At 45.2% G+C, this 17,075-nt stretch carries 15 protein-coding genes; 12 read left to right on the plus strand and 3 right to left on the minus strand.

What is annotated here, in order from left to right:
* Positions 1-65: 65 nt before the first annotated feature.
* Positions 66-503 (minus strand): PaaI family thioesterase, encoded by a 438-nt coding sequence (locus GVV58_RS00620; RefSeq protein WP_005170934.1) that lies wholly within the window; start codon positions 501-503, stop codon positions 66-68.
* Positions 504-613: 110 nt separating this feature from the next.
* Here GVV58_RS00620 and GVV58_RS00625 point away from each other — a divergent pair, with 110 nt between their 5' ends.
* The 8 genes from GVV58_RS00625 (at position 614) to GVV58_RS00660 (ending at position 10,367) form a co-directional block, all read left to right on the plus strand.
* Positions 614-1,369, plus strand: coding sequence for a class II aldolase/adducin family protein (locus GVV58_RS00625; RefSeq protein ID WP_159515772.1), 756 nt, complete (start codon positions 614-616; stop codon positions 1,367-1,369).
* Positions 1,366-2,289, plus strand: coding sequence for a glyoxylate/hydroxypyruvate reductase A (locus GVV58_RS00630; protein WP_159515773.1), 924 nt, complete (start codon positions 1,366-1,368; stop codon positions 2,287-2,289). The genes GVV58_RS00625 and GVV58_RS00630 overlap by 4 nt, the downstream gene beginning before the upstream one ends.
* 37 nt (positions 2,290-2,326) lie before the next feature.
* On the plus strand, positions 2,327-3,115 hold the full coding sequence (locus tag GVV58_RS00635; RefSeq protein WP_159515964.1) for an enoyl-CoA hydratase-related protein: 789 nt from the start codon (positions 2,327-2,329) through the stop codon (positions 3,113-3,115).
* 11 nt (positions 3,116-3,126) lie between these two features.
* Positions 3,127-4,107, plus strand: a complete 981-nt coding sequence (locus tag GVV58_RS00640) for a nitronate monooxygenase family protein (RefSeq protein WP_159515774.1) — start codon at positions 3,127-3,129, stop codon at positions 4,105-4,107.
* A 211-nt stretch (positions 4,108-4,318) separates the two neighbouring features.
* Entirely contained in the window at positions 4,319-6,121 is a 1,803-nt protein-coding gene (locus tag GVV58_RS00645; protein ID WP_159515775.1) for an acyl-CoA dehydrogenase C-terminal domain-containing protein, read from the plus strand.
* Between the two features lie 135 nt (positions 6,122-6,256).
* On the plus strand, positions 6,257-7,096 hold the full coding sequence (locus GVV58_RS00650; RefSeq protein ID WP_005170949.1) for an alpha/beta hydrolase: 840 nt from the start codon (positions 6,257-6,259) through the stop codon (positions 7,094-7,096).
* Between the two features lie 15 nt (positions 7,097-7,111).
* Positions 7,112-8,608 (plus strand): NAD(P)/FAD-dependent oxidoreductase, encoded by a 1,497-nt coding sequence (locus GVV58_RS00655; protein WP_159515776.1) that lies wholly within the window; start codon positions 7,112-7,114, stop codon positions 8,606-8,608.
* Positions 8,609-8,684: 76 nt separating this feature from the next.
* On the plus strand, positions 8,685-10,367 hold the full coding sequence (locus tag GVV58_RS00660) for an AMP-binding protein (RefSeq protein WP_100535102.1): 1,683 nt from the start codon (positions 8,685-8,687) through the stop codon (positions 10,365-10,367).
* Between the two features lie 70 nt (positions 10,368-10,437).
* Here the strand turns inward: GVV58_RS00660 and GVV58_RS00665 are convergent, their stop codons facing one another.
* Positions 10,438-11,661, minus strand: coding sequence for a CaiB/BaiF CoA-transferase family protein (locus GVV58_RS00665; RefSeq protein WP_005096893.1), 1,224 nt, complete (start codon positions 11,659-11,661; stop codon positions 10,438-10,440).
* A 332-nt stretch (positions 11,662-11,993) separates the two neighbouring features.
* On the opposite strand from GVV58_RS00665, the gene GVV58_RS00670 reads away from it, so the two are divergent.
* Complete coding sequence (locus tag GVV58_RS00670; RefSeq protein WP_074382789.1) at positions 11,994-13,265, plus strand: MFS transporter; 1,272 nt, start codon at positions 11,994-11,996, stop codon at positions 13,263-13,265.
* 81 nt (positions 13,266-13,346) lie between these two features.
* On the opposite strand, the gene GVV58_RS00675 is transcribed toward GVV58_RS00670, so the two are convergent.
* Positions 13,347-13,838, minus strand: coding sequence for a MarR family transcriptional regulator (locus tag GVV58_RS00675; protein ID WP_005170960.1), 492 nt, complete (start codon positions 13,836-13,838; stop codon positions 13,347-13,349).
* 447 nt (positions 13,839-14,285) lie between these two features.
* On the opposite strand from GVV58_RS00675, the gene badH reads away from it, so the two are divergent.
* The 3 genes from badH (at position 14,286) to aliB (ending at position 17,068) form a co-directional block, all read left to right on the plus strand.
* On the plus strand, positions 14,286-15,053 hold the full coding sequence (gene badH / locus GVV58_RS00680) for a 2-hydroxycyclohexanecarboxyl-CoA dehydrogenase (RefSeq protein ID WP_005096889.1): 768 nt from the start codon (positions 14,286-14,288) through the stop codon (positions 15,051-15,053).
* A 62-nt stretch (positions 15,054-15,115) separates the two neighbouring features.
* Positions 15,116-15,898, plus strand: coding sequence for a 2-ketocyclohexanecarboxyl-CoA hydrolase (gene badI, locus GVV58_RS00685; protein WP_159515777.1), 783 nt, complete (start codon positions 15,116-15,118; stop codon positions 15,896-15,898).
* A gap of 12 nt (positions 15,899-15,910) precedes the next feature.
* Positions 15,911-17,068, plus strand: a complete 1,158-nt coding sequence (gene aliB / locus GVV58_RS00690) for a cyclohexanecarboxyl-CoA dehydrogenase (protein WP_100328637.1) — start codon at positions 15,911-15,913, stop codon at positions 17,066-17,068.
* Positions 17,069-17,075: the final 7 nt, after the last annotated feature.

Here is a 17,075-nt window from a genome sequence, read left to right on the forward strand (position 1 = left end):
TATTTATATAGATAGAGAAATAAAAATCCCTGCACATGCAGGGAATGTTTAAATCAGTTCAAAGACTATTTGCGTCCAGTCACCAATAAAGTCGCTGAACCAAAGGCATAAACTTTACCTTCTTTATCGACAATCCGGCCTTCTGAAGTGAGTACATTACGTCCGATCCGGATGACTTCACCAATGGCAGTATAGGTTTCACCACTTTTCATGGCTTTCAGCATTTTCACATTCAGATCGATGGTCGAAAAACTTACCCCGGCATCAACCGTCGTATGCACGGCAGCACCGGTCGCACTGTCTAAAACCGTTGCACAAAAACCGCCATGAATCCCACCTTGTAAATTGTAATGGCGCTGATCGGGGCGTACTTCATATTCCACATAGTTCTCACGCACCAACGTTAGACGCATGGGAATAATTTCACTCATGGCTGAACTGGAAATTTCCCCATTCTTGATGGCAGTGAGATATTCAAGTCCGTTTAATTGTGATGTTGGCATAGCAACTCCTTGTAATGATTTATTTCGCCTTATGAAATAATATTCTGTTTTTCTAAAATTATGATATAACAGATAGTGATCAAAATGCTATATTTTTCCAGGATGGAATCATGACAATAAAAACTCTGGTTACAGATGCTGAATGGCAGGCACGTTGTGAGCTTGCAGCGCTTTATCGCATTATTGCGCATTACCGGATGACCGACCTGATTGATACCCATATCAGTTTAAGAGTGCCCGATCAGCCAGACTGCTTTCTGATTAATCAGTATGGCGTCGCTTTTGAAAAAATGTGCGCTTCAACGCTGGTCAAGATTAATCATGAAGGGCAGGTCGTAGAAAGCTATGAACAGGACAAGCCGGTGAATATGGCTGGCTTCGTCATCCACTCCGCAATTCATGAAGCACATGCTCATCTGAACTGTGTCATTCATACGCATACCGCAGACGGCATAGCAGTGTCTGCACAGAAACACGGACTTCTTCCCATTTCCCAGCATGCGCTGAAATTTTATCAGCAGGTGGCCTATCACGAATATGAAGGCGTGGCACTCTCAACAGATGAGCAGGAGCGCCTGATTCAGGACCTAGGCGGCCATCGCGCCATGATTTTACGCAATCACGGACTTTTAACGGCTGGCGAAACTATTGCTCGGGCCTTTCATGAAATCTATTTTCTGGAGCGTGCCTGTCAGGCACAGGTGAAGGCCTTAAGTGGCGGTGCCGAACTGCATTATCCAGCAGAAGAAGTCCGAATTAAAACCGCCAAGCAGTTCGCCAGTCCTTTAGTAGAACCGATTTTACAGCGTGCCTGGCAGGCTGCATTATCCCTGATTGAGCATCAATATACGGAGTATGCATCATGATTGTGATTTCCAGTACTGTGCCGAATATTGAAGTGATTCTGGTGAAGTCTTTTCAGAAATATGCGCCTGAGGGCAGTTTTTGTACACTGGACAGCCCGGAAGCTGAACATGCGACCACAGCAGCTTCGTGGTTTCCAGATATGGAAAAACTCCGGCAGCTTCCAGAACTTGGCCTGATTCATTCGATTGCTGCAGGGGTCGAACATTTAAATTTAAACAAGATTAGATCTGACCAGTCAGTCTGCCGGGTGCTGGATCCACATCATCAAAAAGGCATGTTTGATTATCTGCTCTGGGGCGTGCTGTATTTCCAGCGTTATTTTGACCGCATGATCCAGCAGCAAAAGCAGCAGCTATGGAAGCAGTATCGCCAAAGTTATAGCCATCATATCCAGATCGGGATTATGGGCCTTGGCCATATGGGCGGTTATGTAGCAAAACGTTTTGCCGACATGGGCTATCAGGTGTCTGGGTGGTCCAATTCCCCAAAAGAGATTGCTCAGGTCAAAAGCTATGTAGGCCAAGAACAGCTTTCCGAGTTCCTTGCCCACAGCCAGATTTTGATTAATTTAATGCCTTTAACTGCAGACAATACTGGCATCTTATCTGAACAGCTATTTAAAAAATTACCCGATCAGGCTGCTCTTATTCAGGTGGGGCGTGGGCAGCATTTAATCGAGCAGGATCTACTCAATGCACTGGAGTCCGGCCAGTTACGTGGTGCAATTGTCGACGTATTTGAACAGGAGCCATTAGCTGCTGAACATCCATTCTGGCAGCATGAAAAGATCGTAGTTACGCCTCACGTTGCCTCACATGCACCAATGTCTGTGGTGGTGGAACAGATTCTAGAAAATGACCGACGCTTAAATCTCGGGCTGGATTTGTGTCATCAGGTAGATGTCAATAAGGGCTATTAATTGTAGGGATACAGGCAAAAAAATAAGGAAATTGATGATGTGGGAAACGATTCAAACTCAGGTTCAGCAAGGCGTCGCAACCTTAAGCTTTAACCGCCCGGATTCACTCAACAGTTTTAACCGGCAAATGCATGAGGAAGTGCAGCAGGTGCTGAAAAACTGGAATACAGATCCGGATATTCGGGTGATTGTGATTCGCGGTAATGGCCGGGCATTTTCAGCAGGACAGGATTTAAAAGAACGTGCTGGACAGCTCGGCAATGTGCCTTTGCCACCGCAAGGCTCGCTGGCCAAATACTATAATCCATTGATTAACCTGATCCGCCAGAGTCCCAAACCGGTGATCGCAGCAGTGAATGGTGTGGCTGCCGGTGCAGGTGCCAATATCGCACTGGCCTGTGATCTGGTCATTGCCAAGGAAAGTGCCCGATTTATTCAGGCCTTTTCTAAAATTGGCTTGATTCCTGATGCCGGTGGCACCTGGATGTTGCCACGTTTAATCGGTTATGCACGTGCCATGGCACTTACTTTTCTGGGGGAACCGGTGCATGCCAAAGAGGCCGCTGAAATGGGCATGATCTGGAAAATGCTTCCAGATACAGAATTTGATGCTTATATCGACGACATTGCACACCGATTATCTCAACAGCCGACTTATGCGCTGGCTTTAACCAAACAGGCCTTGCAACGCAGTGCTGAAAATAACATAGACCAGCAACTGGAGCTGGAACAAAACCTGCAATATCTGGCTCTGAGCAGTCAGGACTATAAAGAAGGTGTCCAGGCTTTTGTCGAAAAACGCCCTGCACAATTTACCGGATGCTAAGGAGAGCATTTATGAAAATTCAGACCCGTATTACCGAGCTTTTAGGCATTCGCTATCCAATTATTCAGGGCGGCATGATGTGGGTCGGTACCGCAGAAATGGCCAGTGCCGTATCTAATGCAGGTGGCTTGGGAACATTAACGGCATTGACTCAACCGACGCCTGAAGCCTTGGTCAAGGAAATTGCACGCTGCCGAGAAATGACCGATCAGCCTTTTGCGGTCAATCTGACTTTATTGCCCGCTGTGAATCCGCCGCCATATGCAGAATACCGACAGGCGATCATTGAAAGCGGTATCAAAATCGTAGAAACAGCAGGCAACAAGCCACATGAACATATTGAGGCGTTTAAGCAACACGGCATTATTGTCATTCATAAATGTACTTCCGTCCGTCATGCGCTTTCAGCACAAAGAATCGGTGCGGATATCATTTCGATTGATGGTTTTGAATGTGCGGGCCATCCGGGTGAAGACGATATTCCTGGCCTGATTTTAATTCCTGCCGCTGCGGATCAGCTTACTGTGCCGATTGTGGCCAGTGGCGGTTTTGCTGATGGTCGTGGTCTGGTCGCAGCATTGGCTTTGGGTGCAGAAGGCATCAATATGGGCACACGCTTTTGTGCGACTCAGGAAGCGCCAATCCATCCGAACATCAAACAGTTTTATGTCGACAATGATGAAAGGGCGACACATCTACTGTATCGGCAGTTTAGAAATACTGCGCGTGTTGCCAAAAATGCAGTATCTGAGCTGGTGGTGAAAATGAGTGAAGATCCAGGTCTGGAGTTTGAACAGATTCGTCCCTATGTCAGTGGTTTAAAAGGCAAGCTTGCGCTGGAAAATGGCGATGTAGATGCGGGCGTACTGACCGCTGGACAGGTGATGGGATTGATTCATGATATTCCGACCTGTCAGGCGCTGATTGACAATATCATGCAGGATGCCGAGCAGATTATTTATCAACGTTTGGCTCAATTTTTCCCGCGCTAGATCATCTAAGCGTTATCACTCAATAAAAAGCCATTCAAGCATGAATGGCTTTTTTTCATGTTGAATATTTTTATTTTTTAAATAGGAAATTTCACAGAATGACTAGATTTTATACTGGGACTTATATTATATTGGATTTAAAACATAATTTCGTATTATGAAATTTTAAGTCATAAATATACAAATTAAAAACTCATGCAAGGGAATTACGATGAGAAATTATATTGCGCCATTAAAAGACATGACGTTTGTGCTGAAAGACCTGCTCAATGTGGAACAGAAATATCAGGGCTATACCAGGTTCGCAGACAAAGTATCGATGGATATTATGGAGCAATATCTGGAAGTCGCTGCCGATTTTTGCCAAAACGAACTGCTACCGATTAATGCCACAGGCGATCAGCAGGGTTGCCGTTTACAAGATGGCGTGGTAACCACACCAGATGGTTTTAAAGCGGCTTATGATAAATATGTGGAACTTGGCTTTACCTCATTAACCGGTGATGAAAAATATGGCGGCCAAGGCTTCCCGACTTTATACCGTATCGCGATTTCAGAAATTATTACCGCGACCAACTGGTCTTGGGGCATGTATCCGGGCCTATCACACGGTGCTATGCGCACTCTGGAACACCACGGAAGCGATGAGCAAAAACAGAAATTTCTGGTGCCTTTAATTGCCGGCCGCTGGACTGGAACCATGTGTTTAACCGAATCGCATGCTGGTTCAGATCTGGGATTAATCCGTACCAAAGCAGTGCCAAATGAAGATGGCAGTTATAGCATCAGCGGTGAGAAAATCTTTATATCTGCCGGTGAACATGACCTGGCTGAAAATATTGTGCATATCGTACTGGCACGTTTACCCGATGCGCCTGCCGGTACCAAAGGTATTTCGCTGTTTATCGTGCCGAAATACAATTTGGATGAAGCGGGCAATGTGGCTTCGCGTAATGGCGTGGTCTGCAGCGCGCTTGAACACAAAATGGGGATTCACGGGAATGCGACTTGTGTACTGAATTTTGACAATGCCAAAGGTTTTCTGATCGGGCCTGAAAACCGCGGCCTGAACTGCATGTTTACCTTTATGAACTCGGCGCGTATTGGTACAGCGATTCAGGGTCTGGCAGCAGCAGAATCTTCTTATCAGGGCGCATTGGCTTATGCCAAAGACCGTCTGGCCATGCGTTCTTTGGAAGGTGCCAAGGCGCCCAACCAGCCAGCAGATCCAATTATTGTGCATCCGGCTGTACGTAACATGCTGCTGACTCAAAAGGTATTTGCAGAAGGTTCACGTGCGCTGGCCTATTATCTGGCGACCTATGCCGATATTGCTGAAGCAACCGATAATCCCGATGAGAAAAAAGCAGCTGAAGACCGTCTGGCATTACTCACCCCAATTGCCAAAGCACTCATGACTGAAACAGGCGTGGAAGCGGCGAAGCATGGTATGCAGGTCTTCGGTGGTCACGGTTATATTACCGAGCATGGCATGGAGCAGATTGCCCGTGATGCACGTATTGCCAGCCTTTATGAAGGCACCACTGAAATTCAGTCGATTGATTTATTGGCGCGTAAAGTTCTGGGTTCAAAGCTTGGCTTGCTGACTGCATTGACCGATGAGATTCAGGCTTATGTGAAAGATCATCAGCAACATGCCCAATTAAGCCAGCAAGTTGCACAAGTCAGCCAGCTAACCGAACAGTGGCTGGAGCTCACCAAAACCATTCAGACTCAGGCACAACAGTCTGTCAATGAAATTGGTGCGGCCTCAGTCGATTATTTATATTTCTCCGGTTATGTGGTGTCGGCTTATTTATGGCTAAAAATGGCGATTACGGCACAGCAGAAAATTGAACAAGGTCATACCGATCCGTTCTATGCAGCAAAAATCAAAACTGCACAATTCTTCTTTGCACGGATTTTACCAAGAACTGCAACGCATACTGCCAATATTCTAGCGGGTGGTGAAAGCCTGTTCCTGCTTGAAGCTGAAGAGTTCAAATTCGATTAAACCTTTTGACCCACGATCGCCTCTCTTGATCGTGGGTCTTTTTTTAATAACCCGTTTTGCATCTCAACTGTATTCAATATCAGTTTTTTTCTCTGCGGTTGAACAGACTATAAAACAACAAGATCAGGAGTCTATATGGATTTAGACGTGATTACTCGACAGTTTCCTTATGCTGATTTGCAACTTAACTATCACGAAGTCGGACAGCGTTCTGCATTTCCCAGCATTATTCTGATTCATGGCACAGGTGGAAATACCGACAAGCATTTTAGTTATATTTTTCCGATGCTGGGCATGCATCAGCGGGTGTTATCAATTGATTTGCACACACCTGATAAAGCTGATCTGGCGATTAGCGATTTCAGCCAGCAGGTCGAAGCACTGATTCAGCATGCAGTTGCAGAAGATGAAACTATTACAGTCGTAGGTTATTCACTCGGTGCCGTGATTGCTGCACAAGTCGCCGCGAGTCTCAAACAGCGCGTAGCGCGCTTGATTCTGTTAGCCGGTTGGGCAAAGACCAGCTCGGTGCAGCAACTGCGGACAAGCATCTGGCAACAGTTATTTAATGAACAATCCGCTGCCTTGCCGCATTTTGTCAATTATTGCCTGTATAGCGATGATTATCTATGTGCCCGTAGCGAACAACAGGTGCTTGATCTGGCACGCTTTGTTAAACCTTCCCAAGATGCAGCCAAACAACGTGAACTGAATTATCGCATTGATATTACCTCGATCTTGCCGGACATTTGTGCGGAGACCTTAATCGTCGCTTGCCATGAAGACCGCATGATACCTCTGGCTCAAGCAAAGCTGCTGTTTGCCTCAATACAGGACAGTCGTTATATCGAAATTGCGTCGGGACACGCACTGTATATCGAAGCGCCTGCAGAAGTGCTGCAACTGGTGAACCAGTTTAGCCAGCATCCACAGCAGTATCCGGCAAATCAAAAAATCCAGCCGTCGATGCCTTAAAACAGGAGAAAAATAATGCAAGCTCCAGTACAGCGCAGCAAGATTTTAATCGTAGGCAGCGGTTTCGGTGGTTTGGGCATGGCAATCCGTCTGAAACAGCAGGGCATTCACGACTTTAAAATCATTGAACGTGCCGCAGAAGTCGGTGGAACATGGCGTGATAATACCTATCCCGGTGTCGCCTGTGATGTGCCATCTCATTTATATTCTTTTTCTTTTATTAAAAATCCGGACTGGTCGCGTGTCTTTCCGCAAGGAGCAGAAATTCAGCGTTATTTAATCCAGTGCTGTGATCAGGAAAATATCCGGCCACATATCGACTTTCAAACTCAACTGGAAAAAGCTAGCTGGAATGCCAAAGCACGTATCTGGGAAATTCAGACTTCTCAAGGTCTGTATCAGGCAGAAATTTTAATCACAGCAACCGGACATCTTGCGGATGAACATCTCCCGCAAATTCCGGGTCTGGCAGAATTTCAGGGCCAGGTCATGCATTCCGCGCGCTGGAATCATCAGCTGAATCTGGATAATCAGCGCGTGGTTGTGGTCGGTTCTGGAGCTTCAGCAGTTCAGCTTGTGCCGGAAATTGCCAAAATGGCCAAAAGCCTGACCGTCTTGCAACGTAGTGCGCCATATATATTACCGCGGCCAGACCGGGCTTATTCTGAGTCAGAAAAACAGCTTTTCCGCAAAGATCCGGACAGTATGTCAGCACTCAGACACACGTTGTTCTGGGGCAATGAATACAATTTTGCCCAGCGTCGTAATCTGAAAAGCCAGATCGAGCGGGTCAAGAAAAATTGTCTGCAATTTTTAAAACATCAGATTTCAGACCCTGAGTTACAGCATAAACTCACTCCGCATTATGAGCCGGGTTGCAAGCGCTTATTGCTCTCTAATGATTATTATCCAACCTTTTTAAAAGCGCATGTCACGCTTGAAGACTCGGCCTTGGCAGAAGTAAGCCAAGATGGCGTAATAAGCAAATCCGGCCATGAATTTCCTGCAGATATCATTGTATTTGCCACTGGGTTTGAAGCAGCACGTCCACCTTATGCGGCAAAGGTCGTCGGTAAACATGGCCTAAGTCTGGAACAACAATGGTCTAGCGGCATGCAGGGCTATCAGTCAACGACCGTACATAATTTTCCAAACCTGTTCATCCTGAATGGACCCAATACCGGCAGTGGTCATAATTCAGCGCTTTATTTTCTGGAAACCCAATTTGATCTGGTGCTGGATGCCTTGCAATTTTTTGAGCTGAATCAGATTCAGGTTTTCGAGGCTGATCAGCATGCTGAAAATAGTTATATGCAGGAGCTGCAGCAACTGTCTCAAGGCAGTGTCTGGCTATCGGAAAGCTGTAAAAGCTGGTATCTGGATCCGGTCAGCCGCAAGTTGACTCTGGTCTGGCCAGATTATGCGCATTCATTCAGAAATAAAAATCAGCATTTTATTCGTAGCGGTTATCACTACAAGTATGTTGAATCGAGACAGCAGAAAGTGGTTTAAAAATATTTAATTAAAATCAAAATCTTATGGTTTAAATAATACAAAATAATTGTAAATCCAGGACAGGAGTATAGTCATGAGCAGTCAGCCATGGATGGAAGAATATAAAAAGTGGAATATCAATCCGGAGTTTACCCGGCCAGATCCTGAGAAAACGCTGAGCACGACAATTGCTGAGAATTTGGTGAAATTTCAGGATAAAACCGCATTTATTTATCTGGATCGTAAATTCAGCTATCACGATATCGATATGTATAGCCAGAAACTGGCAAGCTATTTACAGAGTCTTGGGCTGACTGCTGGCAGCCGTATTGCCGTGATGTTACCCAATATTATTCAGTATCCAATTGCGACCTTTGCCATTATTCGTGCCGGTTATGTGCTGGTCAATGTCAATCCCATGTACACCCAGCGCGAGCTCTATCATCAGCTACAGGATTCAGGTGCAGAAGCCTTGATTATCCTGGGGCAGACTTTGGAGCAATTAATAACATTAGATAAATGCCCTGAACTCAAGTATGTCATTTCAACGCATCCGCTGGATTTTATTCAAGAGCAGCCAAGTGCTATTTATAGTCAGGCAGCACAATATCCGGATAAACAATTTTCTGACTTTAGACAGGCAATAAATCAGGTAGAGATTATTGATTTTGCACCGCCTGTACAGCATCAGGAAGATACGGTCATTCTGCAATACACGGGAGGAACCACAGGTGTTTCTAAAGGCGCAGAACTGAGCCATCGCAATATTTTATTTAATATCGCCCAGAACAGTACCGTATTTATCAGTCATTTTACTGACCGCTATGCCGCTGAAAATGAATATGTATTCTGTGCCTTGCCGCTGTATCACATTTATGGATTTACCATCTGCCTGTTCAGTTATGGTCTGAGTCGCGGTTTCGCCAATGTCCTGATTCCAAATCCGAGAGATCTGGATGCTTTGCTAGACCAATATCAGAAACATCCACCGACTGTTTTTCCGGGCGTGAATACCATGTTTAACGCGCTGGGACATCATCCTCGATTTCGTGAGCTGGATCATTCACATCTTAAAACTACCACAGGTGGTGGATCGTCTATTTTAAAAAGCACTGCTGAGTTATGGTATGAAGTCACAGGCTGCCAGATTTATGAAGGTTATGGACTTTCTGAAACATCACCCACCGCGACCTTTAATCCACCGCTGAGCCGACGTTTTAGCGGAACCATTGGTTTGCCACTGGCAGGGACTGAAATCCTGATTTTAAACGATGAGGCCAAGCCGGTTGAGTTTCATCAGGCTGGAGAAATTGCCATTCGCGGACCTCAGGTGATGAAAGGTTACTGGCAGCAACCGGAAGCAACGGCTCAGGCATTTACGAAAGACGGCTTCTTTCTGACAGGCGATATCGGCTGTATGGATGAGCAGGGTTATATCACCATTCTCGATCGTAAAAAGGACATGATTCTGGTGTCTGGTTTTAATGTCTATCCGAATGAGCTGGAAGGCGTACTGTCCAAGCATCCCAAAATACTGGAATGTGCCGTGATCGGGATTGAGGATGAAAAATCCGGGCAGGTACCCAAGGCATTTATTGTGAAACAGGATGCCAACCTGACTCAAGATGAGGTCATGGCTTTCCTGAAACAGCAACTGACCAGTTATAAACTGCCAAAATACATTGAGTTTGTGGCTGGATTGCCAAAGTCTACAGTAGGCAAAATTCTGCGTCGTGAACTGCCTCGTACTGTTCAGTCGAGTGCCAAAGTCTGCTAAAGAATAATCTAATTCATTAGATTTAAAGTAAAAAAGGAATCTAAAGATTCCTTTTTTATTGCTTGCTAGCTTATCGCTGCTGGATGACTTTTTTGCTTTTCAGCTCATCTATTTCATCCGGGCTTAAAAACTGGCTTAAGACTACATCGGTATCTTCACCTAAACAGGGTGGCGCTTTTTTATACTCTACCGGGGTCTTGGAAAGTTTAATCGGTGAGCCAATCGAGGTGTAATCTTCACGTAAAGTGTGTGGCATCTGGATGACCATCTCACGTGCCAATACCTGTTCTTCTTTCAGAGTCTGCTTCAGGTTATTAATCATACCAACCGGAACTTTGACTGCATGAATCAGATCCACCCAGGTTTGTGCGGGTTGCTTATAGAAATGTGCCTGTAGCACTGTGGTCAGCTCTTCACGATGCATCACCCGTCCTGAATTTTTTAGGAAACGAGGATCTTCGGCGACCTCAGCCAAGCCCACTGCCTGACACAAGGCCTTGAATTGCAGGTCATTGCCACAGGCGATAATAAACTCACCTTGCTGTGCCTTAAACACCTGATAAGGCACAATATTGGCATGCGCATTTCCAAAGCGGCCCGGCACTTTGTCTGAAGTCAGATAATTCATTGCCAGAACGGAGAGGGAAGCCACCTGGGTATCCAGCAGTGCCATATCGATATGCTGGCCTTCACCGGTTTTTTCCCGCGACAATAATGCCGCCTGAATGGCAATTGCAGAATATAAACCGGTGGTCAGGTCAGCAAAAGCCAGACCGGCTTTTTGCGGGCCGCCTCCCGGCAAGTCATCGCGTTCACCGGTGACGCTCATCATGCCACCCATGCCCTGAATAATAAAATCATAACCTGGTTCGTGTGCACGTGGGCCGTTCTGACCAAAGCCGGTAATTGAACAGTACACCAGACGCGGATTTAACTGACTCAGACTTTCATAATCCAGACCATATTTTTTTAGAGAACCCGCTTTATAATTCTCGATGACCACATCACTTTGCTGGGCAATTTTTTTAATGATCTCTTGACCTTCAGGCGTAGACAGATCCACGGCAACTGAATGTTTACCGCGGTTGGCAGAAAGATAATATGCCGATTCATGCGTATCTTCCTGCTTGTCATTTTTTAGCCAGGGCGGGCCCCAGATTCGCGTGTCATCCCCGTGATTAGGTTTTTCAATTTTAATCACTTCGGCGCCTAAATCGGCCAAAATTTGACTGCACCACGGGCCGGCTAAAATACGGCTTAAATCCAGTACGCGAAAGCCTGTTAAAGCACCCATCCTTACACTCCCTGTTTTATTGTATTCAATATCATCTAATTTCTAATCCTCATATCAAAATATCTTAAAATGATTTAATAATCAAATTAGCGATAACTAATTTCGTATAACAAAACTTAATATCAAATATTGTTGAAAATTCAACTTATCTTAATTACCTTGATTGGGCTCGACAGGAACAGCAAAAATAAAAGGAGATCTGAAAATCTCTCAGAGAAACCAAGAAAAACAGGAGCTAAAAATTGTCAGGATTGCATTTGTAGCAACCCGTCTATGTGCAAGATGGCAATTAAAACATCAATACGAAATAAGCAATAACAAGGATATTTACAATGACGGATCTCGCAACAGAATTAGGAAAAATCAAGCCCACGACCAAAAGAACCCAGCAAATTGCCTTTATATTTGCTTTTCTGGCCTTACTGGTCGATGGCGCAGACATGTTATTGCTGTCATTTAGCTTGAACAGTCTCAAAGCTGAGTTTGGCTTAAGCAATTTACAGGCAGGAGCACTGGGAAGTTTCACTTTGGCCGGGATGGCCATTGGCGGATTTATGGGCGGTTGGGCCTGTGACCATTTAGGCCGGGTACGCACCGTGGTCATTTCCATCCTGATTTTTTCTACATTGACTGCGGCACTGGGTTTTACCCAGAATTTTGAACAGTTCGCGCTATTACGCTTTCTGTCTGCATTCGGAATTGGCGCTTTATATATTGCAGCCAATACATTGATGGCAGAATATGTACCTACTGAATATCGGACAACAGTCTTGGGAACCTTACAGGCAGGCTGGACAGTCGGTTATATTGTGGCGACCTTGCTTGCTGGCTGGATTATTCCAGACTACGGCTGGCGGATGCTGTTCTTTGTCGCGATTATTCCAGCCGCCATGGCATTTTTTATCCAGAAACTGGTGCCAGAACCAGAGTCTTGGCAGCGGGCCAGACTGCAACGTTTATATGCGCCTGCAGATGTAACGGCAAATCGACCTGTTAAAAAAAGTACCACCAAGGAAATTTTTGCCGATCCTAGAAACCGCAGAATGTTTATCCTGTGGATTTTAACCGCTGGCTTTTTACAGTTTGGTTATTACGGCGTCAACAACTGGATGCCGGCCTATCTAGAATCTGAATTACATATGGATTTTAAATCGATGGCAGGTTATATGATTGGGACTTATGTCGCCATGATTTTCGGCAAGGTTCTGGCTGGCTTTGCAGCAGACCGTTTAGGACGCCGTTTTGTCTTTGCCTTTGGTGCTATTGGCACAGCGATCTTCCTGCCGGTGATTGTACTGTTTAATAGCCCTGACAATATTGCCTATCTGCTGATTTTCTTTGGTTTCCTGTACGGTATTCCTTATGCGATTAATGCCACCTACATGACCGAAAGCTTTGCAACCTCGATTCGTGGTACTGCGGTTGGTGGTGCTTATAATGCCGGGCGTATTGGCGCCATGTTTGCACCTGCAATTATCGGGGCGGCTGCAAGTGGTGGCTCTATCGGTTTGGGCTTCCTGATTATGGGCGGTGCATATTTCTTATGTGGTGCTGTATCCGGGATCTTTATCAAGGACCGTCAATATGATCCGCAAAAAGCATAACTATTCATAAAGTCTGTAAAAATGAGCCTGCTCGGGCTCATTTTTATATGAATCAAAGTGAAGCATCGTGCTTCTCATTTTTTATTCTGCATTCATTTCTTTTGGCAAATGAATATTTTTCAGGCCGTCATTGACTTTATTAAGAAGGTGAATCAGAGTAATGGCATCATCAAAAGTCAGCTTGTTCAAAGCCTGTCCATAAAAATCAAAAAAATCATTCTGCAAACTATCCCAGGTTTTAAAGCCTTCGCTGGTCAGCGCGACATTTTTAGCACGTCTGTCTTGCTCACTGATAATCCGTTCAACCAGACCATCACGTTCCAGACGTTTTAAAACTGCGTCCAGATTTTGCCGGCTTACACCGAGGTATTCGGTCAAATCAGAAAATGACATCCCTGATTTTACCCGCGGCCGAGACAAGGCTCCCAGTACAGCCCAATGCACTGGAGAAATTCCCAGTTCATTCGAGCATTTGCGATCCAGCGTATTCCCCACCTGAAACAGCCTGAAAAAAAGTCTATTGTGGGCAGAGTATAAGGATTGATCATATTTTTTTGACACAGTATCACTCATTTGATAAGCCACCCAGCTCAACACGTTTAAATAAAAAAGAGTATAGCTTAGAGCTCACTCGCATAAATCGAATTCCAGATTGCAGCGCGCATGTAGAACCCAAGTACACTGGCACCATATTAACTTGAGAAATCATGATTTTTTTCTCTTTATTCAGTCAGCTTGATTGAATGAAGCAACATAAAAAGTTTTTTCGATTCAGGTTGCATTATTCTGAAAATGAGCCTGTGATTGATAGTGCAAATCTAAGAGTAAAGCTGATATGTGTCAATGTCTTTAATTTGCTAAAATTATAAGTTATTGATAATAAGTTATAAAATAAATATATAAACTTATTTTATGTAAATATATTGACATAAAAATATTCTAATTCTATTTTAGTGATAACAGGCGATATATGAACAATAGTTAATCAGAATCAGATAAAAATATACCAGGGAGAGTTAAATGAAAGGGTTGAAGGATAAAGTCGTAATTGTGACCGGTGGCGCAGGTGGCATCGGTTCAGCAACCTGCCGCCGTCTGGCGGAAGAAGGTGCGAAAGTTGCGATCTTTGACATGAATATTGCAGCAGCAGAAAAACTGGCCGCAGAAATTAACCAGCAGAATGGCCAGGCCCTGGCTGTGCAGTGTGACATTACTCAAAATACTGTTGTGGAGCAGGCTGTACAGCAAGTAGAAGCCGAGCTTGGGCCGATTGATGGACTGGTCAATAATGCCGGTTGGGATATTTTCAAACCTTTTATCAAAACGAATCCGCAAGAATGGGAAAAACTGATTCAGATCAATCTGGTCGGTATGCTGAATATGCACTTTGCCGTTCTGAAAGGTATGGTCGAGCGCAATTCTGGCAGTATTGTCAACATTGCCTCTGATGCTGCCCGAGTCGGTTCTTCAGGTGAAGCGGTTTATGCTGCATGTAAGGGCGGACTGCTTTCATTCTCAAAAACACTGGCCCGTGAACATTCTCGTCATAACATTAAAATTAATGTGATTTGTCCGGGACCAACTGATACAGCCTTACTGGCAGGTGTCACCGAAGGTGCATCGAATCCAGAAAAATTACGTGAGGCTTTCACTCGTGCTATTCCACTCGGTCGTTTAGGTCAACCTGAAGATTTAGCCTCTTCGATTGCCTTCTTTTTAAGTGATGATGCCAGTTTTATTACTGGACAAGTACTCAGTGTTTCGGGTGGTTTAACCATGAGTGGTTAAGCAAAAACTGCTAGAAAATATGGAAAATAAAGTCAGACAGAGAAATACAGGAAGTAATAACAATGATTTTTGAAGATATCTTATACGAAGTAAAAAACGGTGTGGCATGGATTACGATTAACCGTCCAGAAAAAATGAATGCCTTTCGTGGTACGACCTGTGATGAATTAATCAAAGCCTTAAACAAGGCCGGCTATGACCGTGAAGTCGGTGCGATTGTACTGACTGGCGCCGGTGATCGTGCTTTCTGTACCGGCGGGGATCAATCCGCGCATGATGGAAACTATGATGGCCGTGGCACCATTGGTTTGCCAATGGAAGAATTACATACGGCAATGCGTGATGTGCCTAAACCGGTGATCGCTCGTGTACAAGGTTATGCGATAGGTGGTGGAAACGTATTAGCCACCATTTGCGATCTGACCATTTGTTCAGAGAATGCCATTTTTGGTCAGGTGGGCCCGAAAATGGGTTCAGTCGATCCGGGTTATGGCACAGCATATTTAGCACGTGTAGTCGGTGAGAAAAAAGCCCGTGAAATCTGGTATATGTGCCGTCGCTATACGGGCCAAGAAGCGGTTGCAATGGGTCTTGCCAATAAATGTGTACCCGCCGATCAACTTGATGCTGAAGTACAGGCTTGGGCCGAAGAAATCTGTCGGCGTAGTCCGACAGCCATCGCCATTGCCAAACGTAGCTTCAATATGGATACCGCACATCAGGCGGGGATTGCCGGCATGGGCATGTATGCACTAAAACTGTATTACGACACGGAAGAATCGCGTGAAGGCGTCAATGCACTCAAAGAAAAGCGCCAGCCTGAATTTCGTAAATTTCATAAATAAGGAAGATACAGTATGACTAAAAATCCTTATATTACGGAAGACTTAGAGTTTTTAGCAGAAACTGCTGAAAAGTTTGCGCAAAAATATATTGCCCCCGGTTTTTTAGAACGCGATCAAAGTCGGGTGTTTGATCGTGATCTGGTCAAAAAAATGGGAGAGATGGGCTTTATTGCACCGGAACTTCCGGAACAATATGGCGGCCAAGGCATGGGACGCCTGGCAGCAGGTATTATTCATGAAGCGGTAGCCAAAGCGGATTTAAGTTTTTCCTATATCAATCTGCTCGCTTCGCTAAATGGCCAGATTTTGGCGGAACATGGTCAACCCGAAGTGGTTGAACCGTGGCTGAAGAAACTGACCGCCGGTGAAGCAATTTTTTCGATTGCCTTGACCGAGCCGCGTGGTGGTTCAGATGCTGCCAACCTGCGTTTAAAAATCGAACGTGACGGCGATGAATATATCATTAATGGCGAAAAGACTTCGATTTCGGCTGCCGATCAGGCCGATGCTTCGGTGGTGTTTGGTCGTACTGGCGCCAATGAAGATGGTGCGCATGGCGTGACAGCACTCCTGGTTCCCATGAATTTATCTGGCATTAGCACCACGCGTTTTGACTGTCATGGGCAACGTGCCATTGGTCGCGGTTCAATCTTCTTTGATAATGTTCGCGTTCCGGTCAATCATCGCTTAGGTGATGAAAACAAAGGTTTTGTGCAGGTCATGCAAGGCTTTGACTTTTCACGTGCCTTGATTGGTTTACAGGTTCTGGCTGTTGCACGTGTCAGTCTGGATGAAGCCTGGGAATATGCGGCGCAACGTGAAGCCTTTGGTCAGCCCTTAACAGCATTTCAAGGCGTATCGCATCCATTGGCCGAGTATGAAACCCAGGTAGAAGCCGCGCGTTTACTCTGTCTGCAAACCTTATGGCTCAAAGACAATCATCTGCCACATACTTCCGAAGCTGGAATGTGTAAATGGTGGGGGCCAAAACTGGCCTATGACGTGATTCATCAATGCTTATTGACCTTTGGTCATGCCGGATATGACCGTGGTGTGATGGAACAGCGCATGCGTGATGTACTCGGCTTCCAGATTGGTGACGGAACAGCGCAGATCATGAAAACCATTATTGCGCGTAAAAAAGCAGGACGCAAAGCGGTACCGGCTTAGCTCATAT

The organism is Acinetobacter sp. 18QD2AZ41W (assembly GCF_009829025.1).
Classification (GTDB): domain Bacteria; phylum Pseudomonadota; class Gammaproteobacteria; order Pseudomonadales; family Moraxellaceae; genus Acinetobacter; species Acinetobacter pseudolwoffii.

Excerpts from the sequence above, each read along its gene's own strand:
- GVV58_RS00620 (WP_005170934.1), bottom strand. The coding sequence starts at position 503 with ATGCCAACATCACAATTAAACGGACTTGAATATCTCACTGCCATCAAG.
- GVV58_RS00625 (WP_159515772.1), top strand. The coding sequence starts at position 614 with ATGACAATAAAAACTCTGGTTACAGATGCTGAATGGCAGGCACGTTGT.
- GVV58_RS00630 (WP_159515773.1), top strand. The coding sequence starts at position 1,366 with ATGATTGTGATTTCCAGTACTGTGCCGAATATTGAAGTGATTCTGGTG.
- GVV58_RS00635 (WP_159515964.1), top strand. The coding sequence starts at position 2,327 with ATGTGGGAAACGATTCAAACTCAGGTTCAGCAAGGCGTCGCAACCTTA.
- GVV58_RS00640 (WP_159515774.1), top strand. The coding sequence starts at position 3,127 with ATGAAAATTCAGACCCGTATTACCGAGCTTTTAGGCATTCGCTATCCA.
- GVV58_RS00645 (WP_159515775.1), top strand. The coding sequence starts at position 4,319 with ATGAGAAATTATATTGCGCCATTAAAAGACATGACGTTTGTGCTGAAA.
- GVV58_RS00650 (WP_005170949.1), top strand. The coding sequence starts at position 6,257 with ATGGATTTAGACGTGATTACTCGACAGTTTCCTTATGCTGATTTGCAA.
- GVV58_RS00655 (WP_159515776.1), top strand. The coding sequence starts at position 7,112 with ATGCAAGCTCCAGTACAGCGCAGCAAGATTTTAATCGTAGGCAGCGGT.
- GVV58_RS00660 (WP_100535102.1), top strand. The coding sequence starts at position 8,685 with ATGAGCAGTCAGCCATGGATGGAAGAATATAAAAAGTGGAATATCAAT.
- GVV58_RS00665 (WP_005096893.1), bottom strand. The coding sequence starts at position 11,661 with ATGGGTGCTTTAACAGGCTTTCGCGTACTGGATTTAAGCCGTATTTTA.
- GVV58_RS00670 (WP_074382789.1), top strand. The coding sequence starts at position 11,994 with ATGACGGATCTCGCAACAGAATTAGGAAAAATCAAGCCCACGACCAAA.
- GVV58_RS00675 (WP_005170960.1), bottom strand. The coding sequence starts at position 13,838 with ATGAGTGATACTGTGTCAAAAAAATATGATCAATCCTTATACTCTGCC.
- badH (WP_005096889.1), top strand. The coding sequence starts at position 14,286 with ATGAAAGGGTTGAAGGATAAAGTCGTAATTGTGACCGGTGGCGCAGGT.
- badI (WP_159515777.1), top strand. The coding sequence starts at position 15,116 with ATGATTTTTGAAGATATCTTATACGAAGTAAAAAACGGTGTGGCATGG.
- aliB (WP_100328637.1), top strand. The coding sequence starts at position 15,911 with ATGACTAAAAATCCTTATATTACGGAAGACTTAGAGTTTTTAGCAGAA.